Raw genomic sequence first — 24,951 nt, 5'->3', positions numbered from 1 at the left:
AACTTAATTAATGAGAGGTTGATGAAATATTCAACCTCTCATTTTAATCTAACATCTACTCAAATAAAGAGAGTCCATTGATTCTGCCCATCTCTCATTATAAAATCTTGTCAATCTAAGAATCTATGCTCAACCTCCTCAGAAGGTATCATACAGTTCTCCTTTTTACCAAACAGCCTATATCTTGATTTGGCAATCGCATTATAAATTAAATCACGTAGGAATCTTGGGATTACAATTAGTAAAAAAAACATCATCCAAAGCCCTTTTAAGTCTTTTAAAGCATATAGAACAGCACTTGATCTAATAAAGCATTTATCACCCCGGATGTAAACAACAGAATCAATATCTCCCTGTTGTATATTAAAATGGCTCAGTAAAGATTTCCCAACCTCGGATTGGATAGGTGCAAATTTAAAGAGCCCTCTCCTATCCCATCGAATAATAAATTGGATAAAATAGTTACAAAGATTACAAACCCCATCGAATAGTATAATATTCACCTTTTTAAAGTACCTGTTTATGACTGAAACAATAATAGAGAGATGTTGTTAATGTAATCGAATAAAATATCCGCAATGAAAGCAGGAAGATAGCGTTTCAAAAATACCTTTTAAGTCATTTTCCCTCTGTCTATCTCTGTATTCTAACTCTTTTTTCCTTTGTATTAAATTTCTTCTTATTTTAGAGGAATCTAAACAGATTACTGTAATAAAACACCTAACTAAAATACTAAATGGTAAAATAAACATTAAGGAAATGAAAAAACTAATTCTAACCCTTCTCATTGCCGTTAGCACAATTGCTACTCAGGCTTATAATACAATTAACGTAGAACGTTTTGGAAAAGGCTCACCAATTTTAATTATCCCCGGATTGGGAGGTGCAGAAGTATGGAAAAGTGCTATTCAGGCTCTCTCCTCAAGCAATACGTGCTATGTGGTTTCAATCAAAGGAATTGCTGGCGACAAAAATCCCAACGATCCTAATTTTGCTGATGTTCAGAAAGAAATTCTAAACTACATTCAAAAAGAGAAAATATCAAATCCTATACTTATGGGTCATGGACTTGGTGGTTTTATTGCGGAACAAATAGCAATAAACAACCCAACAATCTTTAAAAAACTTATTCTGATTGACTCTTACCCCTTTGCAATGGTAATCCATAACCCAGCCTTTACCACAGAAATAGGCATTAAGCAAGCCGAAGCGTTTAAAAATCAAATAGCTAATCTTTCAGATAAGAATTATTCTGATGTATGGACTCAAAGAACAACGGATATGACAACCGATTCCTCAACCCAAAAAATAGTGTATAAATCTATTATTAATTCCGAGAAGAGGTACATCGTAGAAGCTCAAAAACTAATGCTAACAACCGATTTAAGGGAAAAAATAAAAGAAGTTAAATGTCCAGTTATAGTATTTTGCACTTCGTATTTATTTAAGAGAAATGGGTTGACCGATGATGTTATAAAACAAAGAATTGACGAACAGTTTAGTGGTGTTAAGGAACGTAAAATTTTTATATACGATAATGTAAAACAATATATTATGCTAGATTCCAAAGATTGGTTTATTGAGAATCTTAAAAAATTCATTTAACACGATGGATTTAAACGAAAAAGAGAGGCTTTTCTCTGATATATACAAATCTTTTAGGAGTAAAATATATCGTATCTGTTACGGTTATATATATGAGAAAGAGCAGGTTGACGATCTGTTTCAGGAGATAATGATTAATATCTGGAATAGTATAGATCGGTTTAGGGGCGAATCGCAGATTGGGACTTGGATTTATAAGGTTGCCGTAAATACGGCACTTATACACAACAAGAAAACAAAAACCTACCAAAGAGCAAAAGTTTCTCTTTACGAATCAAATCCAATTGATGGAACAGATTCAGATGATTACAGGGCTAAAGAGGAACAATTGAACAAACTTGCCCTTTGTATCTCAAAACTCGATAAGGAGGATAGGCTAATAATAACAATGATACTTGAGGATCTGTCGTACGAACAGGTTTCGGAGATTGTGGGAATATCCCCTAACTATGTTGGAGTTAAGGTGAATAGAATTAAGAAAAGACTTTTTACAATGCTAAACGAGAGTAACCATGAATGATATAGCCGAACTTCAAAAAATATGGATGACGAAGGGCGATAGGGCAGTAAATGATGCCAAACAAACTAGCCCCGACACACTTATGAAAAAACTAAAGTCATTGGAAAACACTCAGAGTAGGATTAACATTATTAAAGTTATTGTAATAAGTTCCCTCCTAATCCTGATGTTCACTCTATTCCCAAAATCAAAAGCTATTTCAATATTTGCCTACATTGGTTTTACGATTATTTTCCTAAGTATTGTGGTATTTATGATCTACTACCTAAAAAATCAATTTAACACCTCAAAACTTAATTTCACTTACGGAAGCCTTGAATTTACCAATCAAACAATAAACCTTCTCCAAAAACAAAATGCAATTTTCAGGAAACCATTTCTGATTTTCTTCATATCCATGGCCTTTGGCTTAAACCTAATGCTAATAGGTGCATCAGCTGATTCAACGGCCAAAGAGTTACTTTTACTACTCCTAATTGAAAACACCTCATTAGTTGTTTTCACCTTTATAGGATACAGGATAAGAGTTTGGAGAATAAAAAGGGAGGTTACACCGCTAATTGATGAGCTAACAAAAGCCAAAGAGAGCTTGAGTTCGGAGAGATAAAATCTGCAATTGTAACCACAAATAACACAAGAAAGATATTGGTATATTACAAACACGGCCATGGTTTTGAACCCTGACCGTGTTATATATGTGGCTAAGAAAAAAATCATAGAATGAATCTTTGAGCTTTACTTTGTGCCCTTGGTGGTTAACATTTTATAAATAACCCTACACCATTTCCCAAATCCCACATTAAAATTCTACCATTATTGATTACATTGCGTAGTACCTTATTTAAATATAAATTACATTAACCATACTACCCGCACACCATGACCGATCTTGAACGTATCCATTTTATAGAAAAAACCTTTGGTTTTAAGCTATACCATGTGCCGATTGAGAAGTTGGCAACCGAAAAAAATTTTTATACTGTATCCCTAATATTCTATAGTCTTTCGGACATTGAGGATGAGAATTTTTTTTACAAAGGAACCCGTAATTATAGCACAGATTCTAACGGCAATGTCATTGGTCTTGCCCTCGATTTTTCACCCTATTATTTACTCCCTGAAAATTTTTTATCTGGCTTTCGGTTTCTCAAACACCTAAGGCTTAAAAATGTTCTTTTAAGCGATGTCTCATTTCTTAAAGAACTCAAGAACATTACTTTGCTCGATTTAAGTTCCAATAATTTAAGCGATGCATCGTTTCTTAGGGAGTTTAAGGGGTTAACTTCGCTAAATTTAAGCTCCAATAATTTAAGCGATGTATCGTTTCTTAGGGAATTTAAGGGGTTAACTTCGCTAAATTTAAGCTCCAACATTTTACGCGATGTATCGTTTCTTAAGGAGCTTAAGGGAATTACTTCGCTAAACTTAAATTCCAATATTTTAAGCGATGTATCGTTTCTTAGGGAGCTTAAGGGAATTACTTCGCTAAACTTAAATTCCAACATTTTAAGCGATGTATCGTTTCTTAGGGAGCTTAAGGGAATTACTTCGCTCGATTTAAGCTCCAATATTCTAGGCGATGTATCGTTTCTTAGGGAGCTTAAGGGAATTACTTCGCTCGATTTAAGCTCCAATATTCTAGGCGATGTATCGTTTCTTAGGGAGCTTAAGGGAATTACTTCGCTATATTTAAGTTCCAGTAGGTTAAGCGATGTATCGTTTCTTAGGGAGCTAAAGGGAATTACTTCGCTAAATTTAAGTTCCAATAGTTTAATCGATGTCTCTTTTCTTAGAGAGTTAAAGGGAATAACTTCGCTATATTTAAGTTTCAATAAGCTAAGCGATGTATCATTTCTTAGGGAGCTAAAGGGAATTACTTCGCTCGATTTAAGGAACAATACCTTAAGCGATGTATCCTTTCTTAGGGAGCTAAAGGGAATTACTTCGCTCGATTTAAGGAACAATACCTTAAGCGATGTATCCTTTCTTAGGGAGCTAAAGGGAATTACTTCGCTATATTTAAGTGAAAATAATTTAAATGATGTCTCATCTCTTAAGGAGTTAAAGGGAATAACTTCGCTCGATTTAAGGAACAATACCTTAAGCGATGTATCGTTCCTTAGTGAGTTAAAGGGAATAACTTCGCTCGATTTAAGCGACAATAATTTAAGCGATGTATCGTTTCTTCGGGAGCTAAAGGGAATCGCTTCCCTATATTTAAGTTCCAATACCTTAAGCGATGTATCGTTTCTTAAGGAACTTAAGGGAATTACTTCGCTCGATTTAAGAAACAATACCTTAAGCGATGTATCGTTTCTTAAGGAACTTAAGGGAATTACTTCGCTCGATTTAAGCGACAATCCTATAGTAAACCCGCCTATAAGTATTGTGGATGGTGGGATTGAGGCAATACAGGAGTATTTTAGGCAGTCCGAAAAATATGAAATTGAAAAGGCTTACGAAGCCAAAATACTTATTGTTGGTGAGTCGGGCGTAGGCAAAACCACCCTAATGGAGTTGCTATTTAACTCAAAACATCCCGTTCCTTCACCCGAAAGCGCACAACCCTCAACGTTGGGTGTTGTGATAAAGCCTGACAGATTATTTAAACATCCCGATAAAAAATTACCCGATATTAAAACACATATATGGGATTTCGGCGGACAGGATATTCAACACATGCTTCACCAGTACTTCCTTACCGATGACTGTATGTATATTCTGCTAGCCGATGAGAGTACCGATAGTGCCCATTACGAGTATTGGTTTCATGTAATAAATTTATCGGGCAAAAACAGCCCTATACTGGTGCTTCTAAACAGGCACAGAGGGCAGAATGCCGTTATACCCTTCGATGCCAAGCTGTATAAAGAGACCTTCCCAAATCTGAAAATTCTAGATTTAGGAGAGATTGATTTAGGAAATCTAGACCACAGGTGGGATGATCTTATAAACGAATTGGCATTTAATCTATCTAAATTACCAATTGTTGGTCAGCAAACACTTAAGCCATGGAAAACAATTCGTGAAGAGATTGAAAAATTACGACCAAAAAAATATATTCTCCTAGAGGATTTCGATGAAATTTGTTACCGTAATGGGCTAGAAGAGCAAAGAGACGCTCGGTTTCTTCTCAACTACTTACATAAAATAGGCTTTGTGCTAAACTTCGAGGAGGAGACCCTGCAAAACACCGTTTTCCTAGACCCTAACTGGATTACCCATGCTATTTACGATGTCCTAAGCGATGCTGTAATTATTAATAAAAATGGTAAGTTTAAAAAAGACCAGCTTTACGAGCACTGGCAAAGCAATCCTTGTGATAAGAAACATACAAAAGCCTATTCACAAGATGAATGCAACTACCTTCTAAATTTAATGCTAAAGAACCATTTTGAGGTATGTTACCCACTGGAGAGCAAACCAAGTTACTACATTGTTCCGACGAAACTGCCAAATAGAAAACCTGAACACGAATTTGGAGCACCAAATAGTTTGCGTTTCCGTTACCTGTACCCCTTTATACCCGAGGGGTTGCTTAGCCGTTTAATTGTACGTATGCACGAGTATATTGAGGAGGAAAAGGTGTGGCTTACAGGAGCCATATTCCATGAGGATGGGTGCAAAGCAGTGGTACTGCAACATGAAACAGCGCAGGAAGGTGCTAAATACATTGGGATTAGCATCAATGGAGCAGAACTATACAAATGCCAAAGATTCCTGCGCAACATACGCCGTGAAATAGAGCATATTCATAGAAGTACATTCCCATACATTAAGTACTCCGAGATGGTGGTTTGTAACTGCCCTGTATGCAAAAATCACCAAACGCCAAACTCCTACGCTTATGAGAATTTGCAAACATACCTAGATGAAAAGGAAAAGGAGATATTCTGCACAGTGGGCAAACAAAAGGTTGATATTCGCCGAATGATTGATGAAGTATATCTCCCCGAGGATTTCGACAAGGACGGACAAAAAAAACTTATTGCGCCAAAACCTGAGATAAAAAAGAAAACCATAAAAATATTTTTAGCCTCCTCCTTTGAACTATCGAAGGATAGAAAGGAGTTTGAAATATTCATTAATCGCAAAAACAAAGAATATCAGAAGCAAGGAATATTCTTAAAGTTGGTAGTATGTGAAGACTTTATTGATACAATGCCCGCAAACCGCCTGCAAGAAGAGTATAACAAAGCTATCGCAGTTTGTGATATTTTTGTAAGCCTCTTCCATATCAAAGTTGGGAAAAATACTAATGAGGAGTTCGAAAAAGCTTTTGGTAATTTTAAAAGCAATGGAAAGCCATTAGCTTACACCTTCTTCAACGATACAGCAGTAAACATAAGTAAAATTACCCCCGAAATAATCACGCTTTTAAATTTCAAGCAAAAACTTAGCGACTTAGGGCATTTCCATACAATTTATAACAACATAGATGATTTGAAGAATAAGTTTGTGGAGCAGCTCGAAAAAGTAATGGAAAGGCTATAGACACGAAGGGTTCAGAAAGAACATAAAAGAAATGTTGTTGTATTGTATTAGTAAGAGTTCCGAACTTTTAAAAAGTTCGGAACTCTTGGCTTTATTAACCCCTCCAATTAGCTTACAATAGCAAGTCATTCATTTAGTATCCTTTTATCATTACTGTACAACTAAAATATTATATAATTCATGAAATACTTGATATTACTACATTTAATATATAGATCACCCCTTACGGGGCTTGATTTTCGGTTTAATTAAAATTACTACAAATAGGTCGTCGCACTGCGACTTTAAAAAGCAGTATTGCTGCGACCTATTTGTAGAATAGATTATGATGTTTTAGCTGGAAGCAGCATCGCTGAGACCTATTGATTTTGGATTTTTTCTCAGTTAATAATGATATTTTATTTGTATTTCATCCCTACAGGATTTGTTTTTAGGAATGGTTTTATGCTTTTTAAAAAGCAGCATCGCTGCGAACTATTTGTAGAATAGATTATGATGTTTTAGCTGGAAGCAGCATCGCTGCGACCTATTGATTTTGGATTTTTTCTCGGTTAATAATGATATTTTATTTGTATTTCATCCCTACAGGATTTGTTTTTAGGAATGGTTTTATGCTTTTACCAATATTTCGCCCCGATGGGGATATTGGTAAAGGGGATGGGATGAATGGTATTTGAATTCTGACAATTGGGTTGCTAAAAATTCAACCCTTTTCATTTTTTTTATCGTCCCTAAAAAGTTCCATAGGAACGAAATATTGGTAGAGAATAAATAATGTCAATTTTTAAGCTCCGTAGGAGCGACATATGATACATTGATTTATATTTCGCTCCTACGGAGCTTAAATACATAATGCGTTTTTTTTCTACAAATATTACGCAACTACGTTGCTAGAAAAGAACGAACATTTTTTTAAATACGTTATCATTTTTAACACTCCGCTTGATAGTGTTATATATGTGGCTATGGCAAATATTATAGATTAAACCTTTGTACTGTAATTTTGGTAAGAGTTCCGAACTTTTAAAAAGTTCGGAACTCTAGGGTTTAATTTAACCCTTGTTCCCCTTTACGCTCAAACTCTGCGACCTTTGCGGTTAATCTTTGCGCCCCTTTGCGGTTAAATTCCCCCAACCCCACATTAAAATTTCAACATTATTGTTTACATTGCGTAGCACCCTTTTAAACAAAAATTATAATAACCATACTACCCGCACACCATGACCGACCTTGAACGTATCCACTTTATAGAAGAAACCTTTGGGTTTAAACTACACCAAGTGCCAATTGAGAAACTAGCAACTCAAAATAAATTCTACACTATTCCATTATTTTATATAAGTATATCAGAAATTGATCATGTTGAATATTTTTTTAAAGGAACACGTAATTATAGTATAAATAAAGAAAGTAACGTAACCGGATTGGCTCTCAATTTCTTATCTTTATCCCTTCTCCCCGACAATTTTATTTCTGAATTCCAGCATCTTAAAGAATTGCAACTTAGAAATATGTCTTTAAACGACATATCATTTATCCAGGAATTCAAAGAACTTACCATGCTTGATTTAAGTAACAATGAGCAAATCAGAGACTATTCATTCCTGAAAAAACTTAAAAATCTTACTGTACTTGATTTAAGGGGAAATAATCTAAAAGATGTTTCATTTTTATCGGAACTTGAAGGTCTTAAAGCACTTTATTTAAGTGATTCAAAAATTCTAGATTATTCTTTCCTGAAAAAATTCAAAAAACTTTCTATTCTCTGCTTAAGGGGAAATATGTTGAGCGATATATCTTTTCTAAAAGACCTTAAAGAACTTGATACGCTCTATTTAACAAACAATAGTCAAATTAAGGATTATTCCTTTCTTAAGGAACTCAAAAAATTAACTAAAATCTACTTAAATGCCAATGATTTAACTGAAATATCATTTCTCAAAGAACTTAAATGGCTAACAGATATCGATTTATGTAACAACAAGTTAAGTGATATTTCTCCTCTTATAGAGATCGACAGTCTTAATTCACTCTATTTAGGAAAGAATAATTTAAATAATGTTTCATTTCTAAGGAAATTAAAGGGACTCTCCGGGCTCAATTTAAATTTTAATAAACAAATAGATGATTATTCCTTTTTAAGAGATCTTGAGCATCTTAATTTTCTTGATTTAAAGGGGAACAATTTAAGTGATATTAGATTACTAAAGGGATTCAAAAAACTTACTGCGTTGGATTTAAGTTTCAATAATTTAAAAGATGTTTCTTTTCTTAAAGAGAATAAAGATCTCTCTATGCTCTATTTAAGGGGAAATAAATTAAATGATATTTCATTTCTCAAAGAATTCAAAGGTCTGACAATATTATCTTTAAGCTCAAATAATTTAGGCGACATTTCATTTCTAAGAGACCACAAAAAACTCATTTCACTTGACTTAAGCAACAACCATTTAAACGATGTTTCTTTTCTGAAAGATAACAGAGGAATTACTTCACTTGACTTAAGCAACAACCATTTAAAAGATATTTCTTTTCTGAAAGATAACACAGAAATTACCTCTCTCAGTTTAGGTAACAATGATTTAAGCGATGTCTCATTTCTTAAGGAGCTCAAGGGCATCACTTCGCTCGATTTAAGGAACAATAATTTAAGCGATGTCTCATTTCTTAAGGAGCTCAAGGGCATCACTTCGCTCTATTTAAGTGAGAATCCTATTATAATTCCCCCCAAAGAGATTGTGGATGGGGGGATTGAAGCCATACATGAATACTTTAGACAGGCGGAAAAGTATGAAACGGAAAAGGCTTACGAAGCCAAAGTACTTATTGTGGGTGAACCAGGTGCAGGTAAAACCACCCTAATGGAGCTGCTATTCAACCCAAAACACCCAGTTCCTTCGCCTGAAAATTCTCAACCCTCAACGTTGGGTGTAGAAATAAAGCCTAACAGGTCATTCAAACATCCTTTAGAGGGTTTGCCAGAAATAAAAGCGCATATATGGGATTTTGGCGGGCAGGATATACAATATATGCTACACCAGTACTTCCTAACCGATGATTCGGTGTATATTCTACTAACCGATGGGCGCAGTGGCAATACCCGATACGAGTACTGGTTTCATATTATAGGGTTATTGGGCAAAAACAGCCCTATTCTGGTACTACTTAACAGGCACAAGGGACAGGAAACCGTTGTACCTTTCGATGCTAAGCTTTACAAAGAGACCTTCCCAAATCTGAAAATTCTAGATTTTGGCGAGATTAATTTCGGAAACCTAAACCATAGGTGGGATAACCTAATAAATGAATTGGCAGATAATCTATCGAAACTACCAATAGTTGGCCAGCAAACACTAAAACCTTGGAGACCGATTCGAGAAGAGATAGAGAAATTACAACCCAAAAAACATATTACCCTAGATGAATTCGAAGAAATATGTTACCAAAACGGGCTTGAAGAGGCAAAAGAAGTCCGATTTCTTCTCGACTACTTCCACAAAATAGGCTTTGTTGTAAATTATAATGATGAAACCCTACAAAACACTGTTTTCCTAGACCCTAACTGGATTATCCATGCTATTTACGATGCCCTAAGCGATTCCATAATTATTGATGGAAATGGGCAGTTTCATAAAGACCATCTTTACGATCACTGGCAGAAGAAAGTTTGTGATAAAAAACATAAACTGGCCTACACCCGAACGGAGTGTAACTACCTACTAAACCTGATGCTAAAGAACCGCTTTGAGGTGTGCTACCCTCTGGAAAGTAAGCCGGGTTACTATATTGTTCCATTGAAACTGCCGGATAGAAGACCTGATTATGATTTTGAAACATCAAATAGTTTGCGTTTCCGATACCAGTACCCCTTTATGCCCGAGGGGCTACTTAGCCGTTTAATTGTCCGTATGCACGAGTACATTGAGGAGGGAAAAGTATGGCTTACGGGTGCTCTTTTCCGTGAGGCTGGATGCATTGCAGAGGTACTACAGCACGAGACAACGCAGGAGGGTATTAAGTACATTGGAATACGCATAAATGGCACAGAACTTCACAAACGCCAAAGATTCCTACGTGATATACGCCGTGAGGTTGAGCATATCCATAGAAGTACATTCCCATACATTAAGTTTTCCGAAATGGTGGTTTGCAACTGCCCTGTATGCGAAAAACACCAAACACCAAACTATTACGCTTATGAGGATTTACAAACCTACCTTGAGGCACGGGAAAGGGATATATTCTGCACTATAGGCAAGCAAAGGGTAGATATTCGCCAAATGATAGATGAGGTATTTCTCCCCGAGGATTTCGATAGGGATGGGCAGAAAAAACCTATTGAACCTAAGTTTGAAATAAAAAAGAAAACGATAAAAATCTTTTTAGCATCCTCCTCTGAACTATCGGAGGATAGAAGGGAGTTTGAGATATTTATTAGTCGCAAGAAAGATGAATATGAGAGTAAAGGAATTTCCTTAAAACTAATACTTTGGGAAAACTTTATTGATGCAATGTCCGCAACCCGCTTGCAGGATGAGTATAACAAAGCTATCGCAGTTTGTGATATTTTTGTAAGCCTTTTCCATACTAAGGTTGGGAAATATACTAATGAGGAGTTCGAAGTGGCTTTAGAATCCTTTAAAGCTAAGGGAAAGCCATTAATTTACACCTACTTTAGTAAAGCAACTATTGATCCCACCGAATTAAAACATGAATTTACAACTCTGCTCAACTTCCGAGAAAAACTAGATAAGTTAGGGCATTTCCCTACAACCTATAAAAACATAGATGATTTCAAAAATCAATTTGGGGAGCAGCTTGTAAAGGTTATGGATAGGTTATAGTAACGTGATTTCGATATAATATATCGCAAATTGCGATATTGTTGTAAGGGCGTGCTAGCAGGGTATACTCCTTTCCGTTTAATTTTTTTGCCAATTGTTTTATGTGCTGGGTTTGATATTTCGGTGCGATGCATCTTATCTCCTAGGATTATGTTTTGGGCTACAAATATTACTCGGCTCTGCCGCTTAAAAACTAGAGTTCCAAACCTTTTAAAAAGTTCGGAACTCTAAGGTTTTCTAAGTAAAATATTGTAAATTAAACCTTTATGCTGCACTTTGTGCTCTTTGCGGTTAATAAAATCCCAAACAGTAATTTACTGCTCCTCAACCATCAAACCTTCATTCATCTTTAAAAACTCGTCAATTGGAATAGCTAGTTTATCGGGATTAGCATCTACCCATGCGGTAACTGCATCGTACTGTTCCTTTTCAAGGTCAAAATCAATAATGGGGTAATTCTTATCCATTTGGGGAATGCTAACGTAAATATTCTTTGCCATTTTCTGCCCATTATAGGTCCAAGCGTTAAGTGCTTTAAGGAATCCCATAAATGTGTTCATGGAAATATTTTTCAAATGCTCCATCAGCCCTGAAAGATCCAAGCCATCCATTTTTTGCTCTTTCAATTTCACCATAATTTCCTCCCGTTCAGCTTTTGCCGTTTGGCGCATAGGGCTTATAATATACATGTTATCGAATGGCTCGTTTTGTCTTACGTATTGACCTAAGTAGGTGTCAAATCTATCAAAGGTTCCGTGTGTACCACCATCGGCAAAGTGACCCTTAGGGAAATCACGCTGCTGCCCTGATTCAGAGCTTATCTCCTGCCAAGGGAATAGAATTGGTATAGCAGTGGATGACATAAAGGTATCGGTGATATTCAGGTACTCATCGCCAGGGTTTTGACTGCATGCCCATAGCGTTTTGATATCTCTATACGAAAAGGTAATTATGTATGAGTAAAAGGCCAAGTCCCCTACCTTTTTGCAATTCATCTTATCAACAAATTTCTGAATTGTATTGCGTAAGGGTGTAGTATCAAAAGGAGGGAATTTTACTTTGTAAACATCGCTGTTAGTGAGTGGAAATAAAACCGTTTGCTTGTAGTAGGTATCCCAACCAAGTTGGCTTCCTGTGCTAAAACAAGCATTAATGGCTGCTAGGTTTAGGGATCCTGAACTAAATCCTGCAACCAGCGTATCATCCTGCGATATTTTAAGTCCACATCCCTTTAGATCCATCAGTTTATCAAGCATTGCTACTTCTTGAGAAATTCGCGCTGCTGCTCCTGTTAGGAGAACTGCTGTTTTTAGTTTCTGAGTCATTTGTTTTGAAGTTTTAGGTTTTTTCTATAAAACTACTAATTTACAAACTGAATATAAGAAATGATATAACCCTTTCGGTTATTATTCGTAAAAAAATTCGCTGACATTCAGTATCTCGGAAATGTTTATTCATATATACCTAAATGGCAAAGTATCAGAATAATCTATAAGGTTATATCAAGTATCTGAAATAAAGATATTCAACCGTCTAAACAAAAGCAAAAATTAGCTGTTGAATGTTTTTAAGTAAAAAAGAATATTTTTACACATTAAGAATCGCAAGTTAAAGAATTAGGTGATGGATAATAAGTTCATGGCAATTGTTTTGGGTTTTAAGAACTACGCCTTTCAGAATAAAGAGATTGAGGAGCTTGCTTTATCAAGAGCTAGGATATGTGCGGAGTGTCCATTTGCTGTTGAAACTATGTTTAAACAAATGTTACCCGATAATAGCATAAAACAGATTGAGGGTTTGAAATGCTCCGATTGTGGTTGTATACTTTCTGCAAAAGTTCGGCAAATTATTGATAGCTGTCCTCAGAATAAATGGTAATCAAGGTTATTAGATTTTCCATAATACAACAAAAGAAATTTAACTGATAGGTAAAATAGTTTAAAAGCCCTTCATTAAATAAAAATCAAAACCTCAGACTACAGATTAGTCTGAGGTTTTTTGATTACTTGGCTAATCTTTAATTCCCATAAAACTCATTGGGTTATCGTGCATTATGAATTTTAATTCATCCTCGGTAAAGGTTGATTTAAAATTGTTATAGTAACTTTCCATTGTAACCTTACCAGTAAAGTACATAACATCAAAGTCGGTTCCGAACATCAGCCTATTCTTTAACTTTGGATTATCTTTCCAAAATTTCATCATCGGTTTTAGCTCATCGGTACTAACATAGCACGATAAATCAGTATAAACATTATCATTCTCCTTAACCAATCGGCTAACAGTTTCTGCCCATTTGTAGGTATCATCGGTGCTACCCATGTGGGCAAAATCGATTTTTAGGTTAGGGTATTTTTTAATTATTGGCTCAAAGTTTAACGGATTGCCATATTTAGTGTATTTCCAATCTGTGCCTGGAGGAAATCCACCCATTCCACAATGGTAAGTAATGGGAATACTATTATCGCTACAGTATTTATAAACCGCATCCAAAGGCTTGCATTGTGGATCGTAACCCATGCGTGGGTAAAGTTTTACTCCATAAAACCGTTTATCGCCAGTGAAAAAGCTACCACTTAAAAGAGTATCGATTATTCCAGGACGCCGAGGATCGATGGCAACAAATGGGTATAGCTGACCATTTCGGTTTCCAACTAGTTCCATTAGCTTATCCATGTGATAACAATATCCATCGGTATGGTAGAATCGTTGAGTATCGGCTGATTTTAATGCACTTGCTTTTAGCGTAAGTGTCCCTTTAACCGATTTTTCCTCCTCAATTATTTTTAATACCTGATCGATTTTAACATCCGCTCCTCCCCCTTTAGAACCTCTAAGAGTAGCGTTTTGGGATTGTACATAACCCTTAAAATCTTCAAGTATATCAGTCCAAGCCTCCTGAAACTCTTTCTCGTTTACTGATGCAGCTTTTAACCCTTTAATCAGTTGTGGTTCCTCATCTTTATCGAGTGGGTAAGCAAGCATGTAAAATACATCCATCATCAAAGGGATAATTCTATAGCTATCATTAGGGAAAGCCTTTTTGGCTTCATCGAGTAAGAAGTCTAAGTTTTCATCCTCTGAGCCACAGGAAGAGCGGATTATCTCATAAAGTTGTCGGAGTAAATTCTTAATTTCCTTCCATTTCCCTGTGGAGCCGAGTAATCCTTTTTCTACTTTAGGCTCCTTCCATGGGTAAGTTCTGTTAAGTATATCGTGCAAAAGGCTTTTCACCTCCTTCATAATATACTTCAATGTAAAGATGTGGCAATGCGCATCGTAACGGTAATAGTTTCCCATATCTATAAATTTAAGTGTATCAATTTTTATATTGCTAATTTAGTTGAAGTAATTCAAAATTCATATAAATCCCCAATGTTCTTATAGTAAAAAAGGCACTTTCAGGTTCCGGAATAAAAATTAAATTTTGGCTTGCTTCTTGTTATTAGAATGCTTAACTAGCTAAAATGGTTAACATTAATCGTAAATATTTAATCCGCTAATAATAACACCATGAAGAATTTACTTTTTATTGCATGTCTACTTGTAGCAATTAGCTCAAGCGCACAAGATTTTGTTGATTCAATCCCAGCATGGTTCAACAACCCACCAACTTCAAGCAAAAAGTTTTATGGAGTTGGTGAGGGGAAATCAAGAAGTATGGGTATTGCAGATTCGAAAGCAATGCTTAGCGCAAATCTTCAAATAGCCGAACAGGTTGAACCTGCAAAGGTTAAGGATATTAAAATTAAATCGACTTCGGTTGATGGTAAAATCAGCGAGGAGATTATTCAACGAGAAATAGTAAACGTGAACTTATCCGATGTAAGGGTTGTTAAAAAAGCCTATATGCAAGCTGGCGATACGTTTACCGTATATGTGCTGCTTGAGATGAAAAGGAAAAAATAGGACACAATAACCCTCCACTTGTTGCCCAGCTACAAACAACACGTGCAAGGTTAATGAGAAAATATGTAGAAAATATCACAAGACTAGATGCTAAAATACAAATCTGCTTCGGCATTTCGCCTTGCAACTAATTCGGGCAACCTCAAAGCATCCTCGAATATCCATTTAATGAATTCATTACGAATCGAAGGATCATTTGGGTTCGAGTTAACTTTTCTAAGCAGCATTGATGATCTTAACGCACCAATACCAATGTTGTAGGCAAAACTAATCAAGGAATCAAACTGATTCTGATTAATAGAATCGATGGTTAAAGCATCAACTTGATCTTCGGTATAAATTAGGTCGTTCCGCAAGTAGTGATAGGCCTGTTCTCTTGTACAAACATCGCCTTCCTTCACTTTCTTGCCATTTGGGTAAATTGTAGTTCCAAAACCTATTGTCCACACTCCTGCAGGGCATTTATAGGCTTTCAGGTAATTCTCTACATTACCGCTGCATTCAAACTGCTCAATCAGCTGAATACCTTTTGGAGATACTAATGCAACTTTTGCCATATGATATATTATTTACTATTAGGCTTATGCTAATTTCCAATTTTTACCGTGTTCGTTGGAACTAATGTAACACATTTTGCATCAAATTCAAATAGCTAAATGGGCAATATTTTTTAGTTTAAATTAGCACTATAACAACACATATTGATTTTCTTTTTATTACATTAATCGGAATACAATCCAAATACATCTAAATTCTATTTTTTTATAATTATAACTCATAATTGCACACATCTAGCATGATTTAATGACATTAAACAGGTTTTCCTCTTAATTTTTTTTACACAAACTATCCAAAATATAGTGAATTTCTTTATTTTATTGAATAGAATATGCCTATCAGAATCATACTGGAGCGGGAATCTATTCTTAGCCATACAATATTTCAAATTCAAAGCATATTTTTTGATACAAACTGATTCTACCATACCTCAAATGCATCAACGGCTATGCATCAATTCAGCTTATATTATTTGATAATTACTTTGGCTAAAATTCTCCATCTACTCCATCATTCCATCTCTATATAGCCCTGAAATTAAACATCTTACTATTTCACTTAGCTCGATTCTTCGTTAAATATTGTATTGGGGTTTTCAAGGTATTTATGTCTTGTTGCTCTTTGCTGCGTGGGTGCTGGTTTTTTAGGTGTGTGTTATATTTTTGGGGTACAAAAATTATCGCAAAATACTATAATAACACTCGGTTTTTTATGGGGTTTGTACTATGTGAAGATATTTTAGTCTGGCGATTGTATTTTTCATGCTGGTTTTTGGATGGGGCTGCTGCGGGTTGGTGGTTGTGTTTGCCGTACTGTTCCAGCTGTTTTAATATTGGTGAAGAAAGGAGAAAAAAAGCGTAGTTTGGAGGCTACGCTTTGTGGGGTTGTATTCCAGCTATTATGAAGGGTTATATTTTGATTGGATATTTTTGACTTTGGCGTTTAGACTAGGTCAAATGATCAACATAATCTTATTATAACAATTATTAGATGTATTCACCATTTTCATCTTCAATAATTCTCCATTGTTTTTTAATATAATTTGCTTGGTATTCAAGCTCGGGATACATGCTACCATCATGAATTCCAACTCTTTTTAACTGTTCTCTTATTTTTAATTTGGAATCTCCAGGGATTTTAAAGCACTTTAAAAATTTTCTACTCAGATAGTTAGGTTCATTCTTGATCTCATTATCTAACTCAACGAGACCTTTAGGTTCGTAGAAAATTGAATTTCCGAAATTTTTTACAATTTCTTTATCATAAGCCTTTCCGCCAGATAAAGTAAATACACTAAGTTGATTGGCCATCCTATCGTTTTTTCGAGCAGGAAAAAAAGCAATTGGTAATGAAAGTTTGACTATCAAATCCTTGACATTTCCCTCCAGTACTAAATCATTATTATATGTTTTAAATCCTTTTAATTTTTTGATAAGATCTAAATCTGTTATATTTTCACATACATAATTCAATAGATTTTTCTTTCTTAAGTTAGATATTAGAGTTTTCAAACTGTGGGCATTCGATAGTTCAGCTCTTAGAACAACATCAACACTATCGGGAGTACATAAAGCCTTCCTAGGTTTTCCAATTCTTGTAATTTTATTAAGTCTTGCACCATTAAGAGCAAAAATATATCCATCACATTCATTTTTTTCTCTTACGGCAAAATATAAAGCAATTAGAATACTTTCTGTCCAATCCAACAACCTTGTTGGAATCCCATGATGTTGCATTAAACAAAGCCAATCAAGAGTAGAGTCAATTTTTAAATAGTCGATATTTGATCTTAACATAAAATGCTTAAGCATGCTAGTTTCAGTATAGTATGAAAGGGTTCTGATCCCATCAATACAATTTGTGTTTTTAATTCTATCGCGACATACTAACTCTTTATAAACTTTTTCGCGAAACAAGGTTGGTTCTAAATTAAAGCAACATCTAGGTTGTCCTCTAAACCAAATTCCATAAGGAAATTTATACCTTACTCTAATATTCTCATCTAGTTTTCCTTTATTTATGCCTGTGGTAATATCTTTTAATGCATTAGGCACAGGCGGAAATGAATGAACTTCTTCATCTAGATCCTCATTTAATATGTTTATTGCTATGTTGATATCATCTATTACATAGTCTTTGTTAAATTCAAACATACTGTCTAAGTTTAATAGTTGAAATGTGTTACCCTGTTGTTCTAAAATGCCCTATATACAATTGTTGAATCAGGTGTTTTAAACATAGTCGATGACTAACTTGCACAATTGGAATGTTCTGTTGAATTATTGATTATTTTTTCATAATACGCAATAAAATTACGTTCGGCTTCTTGAGGAAAACCAAAATTTTCTGAAAAAACATATTTTGGATCATCAATTCTTTTCCCTTCTGGTCTTAACTTAAAATAAACTTCTGTCCAATCATTAAAATGATCAATCAATTTCAATGCATCTTCTTGAAGGGGTACTGGAATTAAATACCATTTTTCAATAAGCAAATCTCGAATAAAAACGTTACTCCTATAAATCATCTCTTCAATCTTTTCATTTGGCTTTTGATCTTTAGTTGAAATCCATATTCGAAAAGCATTCTTTGTACGATCTAAGTGGATTTTAACAGGTAATAACAATTCTTGAAGTAGCGATAAATCTTCTTTATCAATATCTTTTGCCATATCAACTAGCATAGCAGCCGAAGCTACTTCCAAATTTGTATTTGAAGCAAAAACATCCACAATGTCCATTAATTCTTTGGGAATTTTTTTATTTAATTTTAAGTAATGTAGCGCAATAAGAGCATATTTCTGCTTTTGTTGATTATCACTTGAGAGAGCATCTAGATATGTTGAAAATGTGTCAATCGCATTTTTCTGTTCATCTGATTTTTCCTTTTGCCGAGTAAACCAATAACCTACAAATGCTATGGATATTGGTACTAGTATACCAGCCATAGCATTTATAAGTAGTTCAATGCCAGATTTTGCTTCCATATTATTAATCGGTTTAATGTTAAATTAGTTTTTGCTCCCCCGTTGAGCAAAGGCTTTGCCTTTGTCCAATTATTGCAACAGGCTATAGCCTGTTTTGATATGTTCGGCAGAGCCTAAGTCGAACTGGGGGTTTACTATTATTTAATATCCCTTACATTTATCAGCGTATAGGTAAATACATCGCCCCAGTACTTTGCAGCCTCGGCGCAGAGCAGCATAAACTGATCGAAGTCGAACGAGTTAGCAAATACCTGACATCCTGCCGACCATTTATCAACAGTTATCGAGCGTCCATTGTAAACTGCTCTATGGATGTTGATACCAAAGTAATTTCCTGTCTCCTCTTTTGTAGTTCCATAATCGAGGGTTCCATCAAGATTATAGTCGCGTAAAACAGTTAAATCACCCACTTGCTGTAATGCTTTATAGTTTTTATGAAATCCTATTTTATGGCTACCCGAGTACTGTCCCTCCTTAAGGATTGCAGTTCCTGATGGGTTTTGGGGATGTTGCAGCCAGTATAATCCCGGATCGGTTGTGACCTCATTAACTATGATGCTCCAGTTCCCCTCATATTTCCACATTACCACAATCCAATCGTCAAATGAGTTGGGTTGTCGGTTATCGTTTCTTATCCCTATAATGTTAAGGTTATAGGGATTATTATCTTTTTCGAATACTTTATAATTCTTTCTTTTCAAAGCATTATAAATCGATTCAGCAGTAATTAATGGCATAATTATTTAATGGATTAATAGTTTGTTTTAGCTATGTTCTTCCAATACTTTAAACCCCATTGCCCAATTTTATTACGGTTCTTTGCTATCAATTTCTGTTATAATTAGAGCTTATCTTCAGGTTTGTCTATGTTTACTATACCCAAAGACAAGCTCTAAGGTTTGTGCATCAAATATTCGTTAACACTATTGCAGCCTTCTCTTAATTATATACTTGCCCTTAATTTTGTAATGGGCTGCAACCAAGACAAACTCTCTTTCTTGGAAGTCTAAATTGCTAGTTGGATTCTCACTTAGATTAATTACTTTAGTAAATGCACCCATATAGTCATTGGGATCAGGACTATCCTCTTCGTAACCAGATGTACTCAAAATAATTACATTGCCTGGTTGTTGATTTCTAAACTCCATTGAATTACTGATTGGATAAATATTCCCAGGATCTCCATCCATATCATAGTTTATTACCCATGGTGCATACCCTGAGGCAGTTGTCCTAATATCAATTCTATACTCATCCCGCCTTTTATCCAAATTTTTTGTTGATTCGAATGATATATAGGTTACTGTAACATCATAGATGTATTTACGAACCGTTAATCTTTTCAGAAGAGTATTGTTATCCTCTCGCTTTTCACTAATTAGGTTATTCGGATCAACTTCAACTTTAAAGAGATACTCCCCTGAGTTGTCAATTGAAAAGGAACTGGTGGTGACAATTGCCTGATTAGCCGTTTGGGCTGCAGCAATAACACCCTTGCCAATTGTAGTTTCAATAGGTGTGGTAGGTGGAGTAGAGGTAATTCTGATCTTAAACTCCCTACTAATCTCCTCGGGATGAGAGAAACCAAGTTTAATATCTAACGTTGTTTTAACCTTGTTTGCTGGTTGAATATTCCCAGTCCAAGTCAAATCCATGGGATAAATATCGGGTTTTGGTGCTGGTGGCGGTGGGTTAAAAATTGTTATTAGCTGTGGTGATTCTATCTCTTCCCTACAATTATAGGCAACAATCCCATAATCCCCTTCTGGTAGTAAATATTTTTCAAGGAAGAAGCTTTTTAGTTGAGTTATCAAACGATTTGCTTGATTGACACCCAATATTGTGTTTGCTCTTAATACATTTTGATTATTCTTTTCGTCAACCCTAAAAACATTCAGGTTTGTTGCATAACGTAAACCTGTAATTAAACTTACAGTACTGGGTGTTTCTGTAATTACACTTGGTGTTGTGGGTGCAATATGGGGTACAATAGGGTGAACGGCAGTTGCAGTGGTACTTGCATTCCTAAACATTACATCGTTCGTTTCATCAGCAAATCTAAAGTATCCCTGAGAGGAAACAAGACTTCTTAGCTCAGGATTTATCGCTGTTTTGAAAGATTCGTACGGAAATAGAATCCAATTCACAGTTTTTTTAAAATTGCCCAGAACAATTCGATTCTGCGATTTTACAATAATTGTACTTGCTGGGAAAGTAAATTTTACTTGCTCTCCACTTTTTAGGACTACTCTTAGCGTATCTATTTTATTGAGGTGTTTTCCATATAGAAAAATTTTATCGTTTTTCCCGAATACGAAGGTTTCTGGATAAACACTGGCGATCTTTGGTGAAAGTTTAATTCCATCGTATTTTTTACCAAAATCAAATCCAGCTATAATATTTCCCCTTAACCTTGATGAAAAAATGATAGAAGTAAAAAACCCTAGGTAGATAACCATAAAAACTAATCCGATAATTCTTAAAGTTGTAAGTGAGCGATCCTTACGGAAAAGCATAATTACAAAAATCAAAAGGCCTATAGCAAGAAGAATAACGGATGAAATAATTATTATTGAGTTAACAGCTTTATCGACTAATACGAATGTATTCCCGAAAGTTAACACAATAATATCTTCAACATTTGAGCTGATAAGATTAATATTATTCTGCATCTGCAAGGATATTTGATCAATAATGTTAGGAAGTGATTCATCCAGAATTCCAGTCTTTATTTGATCAAGTAATAGGGAAACATTTTGAAAGACATTATCTATAGTACCATTTGCCCTATCGAAAACAAATCCACCTCCATTCTCAATGGTTGATTCAATAACCTCCGCTAGTTTATCCAATCTACCATCAACTAAATCGGCAAGTTCTTGAGTAATTTCTCCACTCTCAACTTTTGAATCAATCTGGCTAGTAATAGAGTTAATGTTTTCTAGAATGTTATTTGCAGTTTGAGTTAAGTCTTTCAAACCGGAGATCAACCCACAACCATTCAAAAATAGAATGATTAGTAGTAAACGAAGAATTTTAAATTTTTTCATTTTGATTGGGTTTTTTAGGTTTAATAATGAAAACTTATTCAATGACTTATTTTGTCAAAAAAACTTCTTCATAATCATTACAGCTAAAAACTATGATTAGTCTTATGTAAAATACAAATTCGCTTCCGCCTCCCTGCGTCGAATTAAGCCAGGTAGCTTTTTTCCTCCACCGTAAACCCACCGCATAAACTCGTTTCGGATAAAGAGGTCGCTGGGATCAGCGTTCACCTTTTTTAGGAGAGTTGATGATTTTAGGGCGTTCACTCCAACGTTGTAGGCAAAACTTACCAAGGCATCAAACTGATTCTGGTTTATGGCATCGGTGGTGTACGAATCGACCTGCCGCTCGGTAAAAGCAAGATCGTGGCGCAGATAATCATAGGCTTGCGCTGAGGTACATATATCGCCCTGCTTCACCTTTTGCCCATTGGAATAAACTGTAGTTCCGATACCGATTGTCCAGACACCTGCCGGACATAAGTACGCTTTTAGGAAGTTATTCACGTTACCGCTGCATTCAAACTGCTCGATAAGCTGAATCCCTCGTTGCGAAATTGTTGTAATCTTTGGCATGAGTTGTTGGTTGTCGAGTTATTGGGTTTTTGGTTATTAAGTCGTTCGGTTATTAGTTGATCAAAGGGTGTTCTCATTCTTATACTGCCGAGTTGTTATTTTTATATTTTAGTACTCTCTCTGTAAGCGGCTAATCTTTAAAGAAAATTGGTACAACCAATGTGTAAAGAGCAAGGATTATAGAACCGAGCAACCTGGAGAAAACAACATCTCCGCCGATAATGATGAAAGAGTTTCCTAGCGAGAGTACCCAAACTGCGAATCCAACAGTGCAAACAACTAACTGTTTTTTGTTTCTCACATTGGTTACGTAGCGGAGATAGATTGGATTGATAATAAATAGCAACCCAAAAATGATCCAATATAGAAGTGTATATTTACCTCCCTGGTACCCTTCAAGTAGTCCGCTAATAAAAATATAAACACCTATTACCTCTGTTGGGATTAACTTTAGCAACCTACTTTGATAGTTCTCTGACTTTGGTAGATTAGTCTCAACAGTACTCTCAGCCTCGGCTTCGCTTACACCATCAGCTTTAATCTTTTGCATGATGTTTTGCTTCCTATTATCGTACTCTGTTCTTGTTACAATATTTCTCATTGTGTGATATTTTTAGTACTTGCCTACTCTTTTCAGGATTTTCGGCTATCTCCGTTTATCTTATACATTATAAATCAATAATCACGCTGGTGGGGCAATGATCGCTTGCTTCAAGATCGTTCCCTTTCATTGATTCGAGTCGTGTCCCTGTATATTGTTTACAATCTGGAGTCAACCCATTTCTGAAAAAATCTGTTGAAATAACATTCAATTTTTTATCAACCAGAATGTAGTCAAGCCTACTTACCTTATTATCGCTTGAATAGTAATGCGACCATAACTCATCCTCTGGTTTATTCTTAAATGGATCGTCCAATTTTTCGTAATTGTAAATTTCGTTAAGTGAACCATCGTAGTTTTTCTGCTTGATATCTATATTCAGATCACCCAATACTATTGGCATTTTGCCTTCGTTAATTGCTCTTGCTGCAATTTCTTTTACCTTTTTGGATTGCTCCTGCCTTTTCTTTGTAGAGGAGGGTTTCCCATCCTGCGCTTTAAAGTGGTTAACTAAAAGGGTGATGGTTTTTCCGTCTATCTTAATATCTACCTCCAAACAATCCCTAGAAAATATGGCTTCGGCAGTGCTTTTGGTATTTAACCGCGATGATGATTTTAGAGTTTTGCCTCCAAGTGCTTCATCCGCATGCGTTCTAATATTTAGGATTTCAGCATCAAAATCCCTTTTTATTAAAACGCCAACATCAATTCCCCTAGGATCGTTCCCATCTAACAAAATAATTCTGTCAAAGTAGTCATTGCAGTATTTACAGTTAAATAATCGCAGGGTTTGAATATTCTCAATCTCTTGGACGACCAGTATATCGGGCAAGGTTGCTAGTATTGCCTCCGCTGTTGATTTTCTTTGCTTCTCAGTAATTTTCTTTGGTTCTATCGCCCCTTTCCTTCCTCGTTTAAGGGAGATAACGCCAGAGACTTGGATTAGCCTTTCGTACCCATCAGGACGTTCATTCCATGGTTTATCTAAAAACCTGTAACGCCCATATAGATTCTCACAGTTAAATGTGGTAATTTTAATATTTGCCATTTGTCAGCTGTTTAATTTATACTTAAGTCTTTATTGGAAATCCTTGCCAATACTCAACTTTATCTTTGTGATATCGGTATTTGTCATTACAACTGGTCAATACTGCGAAATATTAATTGTGCCATTTATGTTCCTATATTATTTTAAGAGCTAAGTTAAGTCAGGAATTAGCACTTGTAAATAACCCTTTCGGGTGATACGATAATTCTGAGGGAGAATGGTTTATACTCTAAACCCTCTAATACTGGGCAAAGAGTTTGTTCTTGTCTGATTATTATAACGTCAGTTCGATGTAAGAAACAATGTATTAACCTATATATCAACCAATTTAGTTTATTTGAAACAATGGAATACTGGAATAATAGAATAATGGAAGATATAAGCAAGAATCTAACCTCTTGTTACCATTATTCCATCATTCCAACCTTCCATCAGCACGCTAAATAATAATATATCTCTGTAAATAAGCATATTATCTTATTTCTTACATCGAACTCACGTTATTATAACAAAAAATATATTTTCGATTTTGACGAGTAGTCTTACAGAGTTTCATTCTTATCTGGGTTTTAGGGCGAAAGCAAAATAAAAAAGCGTAGCTGGAGGGCTACGCTTAAACGGAATTATTAATTCTTAATTCAATGTCGTTGACTTAAGCTATAAAGGTTTGTAATTCATATAGTAGAGTTTCTTTGGGCGTTTTTTTCTTTCATGCTTTCGGCCAGGGCGAACAATTTCCCTTGTTTGGCTTACAATGGAATCA

General features: G+C 35.3%; 18 protein-coding genes. 7 read left to right on the top strand and 11 right to left on the bottom strand.

The genetic code is table 11. The features are described 5' to 3' along the window. Positions 1–110 precede the first annotated feature (110 nt). The gene (locus HOO91_21380) at positions 111–503 is read right to left on the bottom strand and encodes a DUF393 domain-containing protein (protein NOU20117.1); all 393 of its coding nucleotides are present in this window, start codon (positions 501–503) and stop codon (positions 111–113) included. Between the two features lie 256 nt (positions 504–759). Here HOO91_21380 and HOO91_21375 point away from each other — a divergent pair, with 256 nt between their 5' ends. The 5 genes from HOO91_21375 (at position 760) to HOO91_21355 (ending at position 11,463) form a co-directional block, all read left to right on the top strand. Further along, complete coding sequence (locus HOO91_21375) at positions 760–1,605, top strand: alpha/beta hydrolase (GenBank protein ID NOU20116.1); 846 nt, start codon at positions 760–762, stop codon at positions 1,603–1,605. A 4-nt stretch (positions 1,606–1,609) separates the two neighbouring features. Beyond that, entirely contained in the window at positions 1,610–2,125 is a 516-nt protein-coding gene (locus HOO91_21370) for a sigma-70 family RNA polymerase sigma factor (protein ID NOU20115.1), read from the top strand. Further along, positions 2,118–2,732 (top strand): hypothetical protein, encoded by a 615-nt coding sequence (locus tag HOO91_21365; protein NOU20114.1) that lies wholly within the window; start codon positions 2,118–2,120, stop codon positions 2,730–2,732. The genes HOO91_21370 and HOO91_21365 overlap by 8 nt, the downstream gene beginning before the upstream one ends. A gap of 272 nt (positions 2,733–3,004) precedes the next feature. Continuing rightward, entirely contained in the window at positions 3,005–6,619 is a 3,615-nt protein-coding gene (locus tag HOO91_21360; protein NOU20113.1) for a hypothetical protein, read from the top strand. A gap of 1,220 nt (positions 6,620–7,839) precedes the next feature. After that, entirely contained in the window at positions 7,840–11,463 is a 3,624-nt protein-coding gene (locus HOO91_21355) for a hypothetical protein (protein ID NOU20112.1), read from the top strand. A 314-nt stretch (positions 11,464–11,777) separates the two neighbouring features. Here the strand turns inward: HOO91_21355 and HOO91_21350 are convergent, their stop codons facing one another. Next, entirely contained in the window at positions 11,778–12,788 is a 1,011-nt protein-coding gene (locus HOO91_21350; protein ID NOU20111.1) for a hypothetical protein, read from the bottom strand. A 298-nt stretch (positions 12,789–13,086) separates the two neighbouring features. Here HOO91_21350 and HOO91_21345 point away from each other — a divergent pair, with 298 nt between their 5' ends. Then, positions 13,087–13,341, top strand: coding sequence for a hypothetical protein (locus HOO91_21345; GenBank protein ID NOU20110.1), 255 nt, complete (start codon positions 13,087–13,089; stop codon positions 13,339–13,341). Between the two features lie 132 nt (positions 13,342–13,473). Here HOO91_21345 and HOO91_21340 read toward each other — a convergent pair whose 3' ends face one another. Then, on the bottom strand, positions 13,474–14,763 hold the full coding sequence (locus tag HOO91_21340) for an amidohydrolase family protein (GenBank protein ID NOU20109.1): 1,290 nt from the start codon (positions 14,761–14,763) through the stop codon (positions 13,474–13,476). Positions 14,764–14,976: 213 nt separating this feature from the next. Here HOO91_21340 and HOO91_21335 point away from each other — a divergent pair, with 213 nt between their 5' ends. Further along, complete coding sequence (locus HOO91_21335; GenBank protein ID NOU20108.1) at positions 14,977–15,372, top strand: LPP20 family lipoprotein; 396 nt, start codon at positions 14,977–14,979, stop codon at positions 15,370–15,372. An 83-nt stretch (positions 15,373–15,455) separates the two neighbouring features. Here the strand turns inward: HOO91_21335 and HOO91_21330 are convergent, their stop codons facing one another. The 8 genes from HOO91_21330 to HOO91_21295 all read right to left on the bottom strand — a co-directional run bounded on the left by HOO91_21330 (position 15,456) and on the right by HOO91_21295 (position 24,188). Beyond that, entirely contained in the window at positions 15,456–15,929 is a 474-nt protein-coding gene (locus tag HOO91_21330) for a lysozyme (protein NOU20107.1), read from the bottom strand. A 987-nt stretch (positions 15,930–16,916) separates the two neighbouring features. Continuing rightward, a complete protein-coding gene (locus tag HOO91_21325) occupies positions 16,917–18,083 on the bottom strand; it encodes an FRG domain-containing protein (GenBank protein ID NOU20106.1) in 1,167 nt (388 codons plus the stop codon). Between the two features lie 95 nt (positions 18,084–18,178). After that, positions 18,179–18,916, bottom strand: coding sequence for a hypothetical protein (locus tag HOO91_21320; protein ID NOU20105.1), 738 nt, complete (start codon positions 18,914–18,916; stop codon positions 18,179–18,181). Positions 18,917–19,053: 137 nt separating this feature from the next. Beyond that, positions 19,054–19,653 carry a hypothetical protein gene (locus HOO91_21315; GenBank protein ID NOU20104.1) on the bottom strand — a complete coding sequence of 200 codons (600 nt, stop codon included), beginning with the start codon at positions 19,651–19,653 and terminating at the stop codon, positions 19,054–19,056. 186 nt (positions 19,654–19,839) lie between these two features. After that, a complete protein-coding gene (locus HOO91_21310) occupies positions 19,840–21,966 on the bottom strand; it encodes a hypothetical protein (GenBank protein ID NOU20103.1) in 2,127 nt (708 codons plus the stop codon). Positions 21,967–22,068: 102 nt separating this feature from the next. Then, complete coding sequence (locus tag HOO91_21305; protein NOU20102.1) at positions 22,069–22,539, bottom strand: lysozyme; 471 nt, start codon at positions 22,537–22,539, stop codon at positions 22,069–22,071. A gap of 130 nt (positions 22,540–22,669) precedes the next feature. After that, positions 22,670–23,140, bottom strand: a complete 471-nt coding sequence (locus HOO91_21300; GenBank protein ID NOU20101.1) for a hypothetical protein — start codon at positions 23,138–23,140, stop codon at positions 22,670–22,672. A gap of 67 nt (positions 23,141–23,207) precedes the next feature. Beyond that, a complete protein-coding gene (locus HOO91_21295; protein ID NOU20100.1) occupies positions 23,208–24,188 on the bottom strand; it encodes an endonuclease/exonuclease/phosphatase family protein in 981 nt (326 codons plus the stop codon). Positions 24,189–24,951: the final 763 nt, after the last annotated feature.

The organism is Bacteroidales bacterium (genome assembly GCA_013141385.1).
Lineage (GTDB): Bacteria > Bacteroidota > Bacteroidia > Bacteroidales > Tenuifilaceae > UBA8529.
The sequence above is the reverse complement of the archived record's forward strand: the minus strand, read 5'-3'. Positions and strand labels throughout refer to the sequence as shown.

What these genes read in the sequence shown, in the direction of transcription:
- HOO91_21330 (NOU20107.1), bottom strand. Translation starts at nt 15,929, where the DNA reads ATGGCAAAAGTTGCATTAGTATCTCCAAAAGGTATTCAGCTGATTGAG.
- HOO91_21355 (NOU20112.1), top strand. Translation starts at nt 7,840, where the DNA reads ATGACCGACCTTGAACGTATCCACTTTATAGAAGAAACCTTTGGGTTT.
- HOO91_21360 (NOU20113.1), top strand. Translation starts at nt 3,005, where the DNA reads ATGACCGATCTTGAACGTATCCATTTTATAGAAAAAACCTTTGGTTTT.
- HOO91_21345 (NOU20110.1), top strand. Translation starts at nt 13,087, where the DNA reads ATGGATAATAAGTTCATGGCAATTGTTTTGGGTTTTAAGAACTACGCC.
- HOO91_21335 (NOU20108.1), top strand. Translation starts at nt 14,977, where the DNA reads ATGAAGAATTTACTTTTTATTGCATGTCTACTTGTAGCAATTAGCTCA.
- HOO91_21340 (NOU20109.1), bottom strand. Translation starts at nt 14,763, where the DNA reads ATGGGAAACTATTACCGTTACGATGCGCATTGCCACATCTTTACATTG.
- HOO91_21365 (NOU20114.1), top strand. Translation starts at nt 2,118, where the DNA reads ATGAATGATATAGCCGAACTTCAAAAAATATGGATGACGAAGGGCGAT.
- HOO91_21325 (NOU20106.1), bottom strand. Translation starts at nt 18,083, where the DNA reads ATGTTTGAATTTAACAAAGACTATGTAATAGATGATATCAACATAGCA.
- HOO91_21305 (NOU20102.1), bottom strand. Translation starts at nt 22,539, where the DNA reads ATGCCAAAGATTACAACAATTTCGCAACGAGGGATTCAGCTTATCGAG.
- HOO91_21295 (NOU20100.1), bottom strand. Translation starts at nt 24,188, where the DNA reads ATGGCAAATATTAAAATTACCACATTTAACTGTGAGAATCTATATGGG.
- HOO91_21320 (NOU20105.1), bottom strand. Translation starts at nt 18,916, where the DNA reads ATGGAAGCAAAATCTGGCATTGAACTACTTATAAATGCTATGGCTGGT.
- HOO91_21300 (NOU20101.1), bottom strand. Translation starts at nt 23,140, where the DNA reads ATGAGAAATATTGTAACAAGAACAGAGTACGATAATAGGAAGCAAAAC.
- HOO91_21310 (NOU20103.1), bottom strand. Translation starts at nt 21,966, where the DNA reads ATGAAAAAATTTAAAATTCTTCGTTTACTACTAATCATTCTATTTTTG.
- HOO91_21370 (NOU20115.1), top strand. Translation starts at nt 1,610, where the DNA reads ATGGATTTAAACGAAAAAGAGAGGCTTTTCTCTGATATATACAAATCT.
- HOO91_21350 (NOU20111.1), bottom strand. Translation starts at nt 12,788, where the DNA reads ATGACTCAGAAACTAAAAACAGCAGTTCTCCTAACAGGAGCAGCAGCG.
- HOO91_21375 (NOU20116.1), top strand. Translation starts at nt 760, where the DNA reads ATGAAAAAACTAATTCTAACCCTTCTCATTGCCGTTAGCACAATTGCT.
- HOO91_21315 (NOU20104.1), bottom strand. Translation starts at nt 19,653, where the DNA reads ATGCCATTAATTACTGCTGAATCGATTTATAATGCTTTGAAAAGAAAG.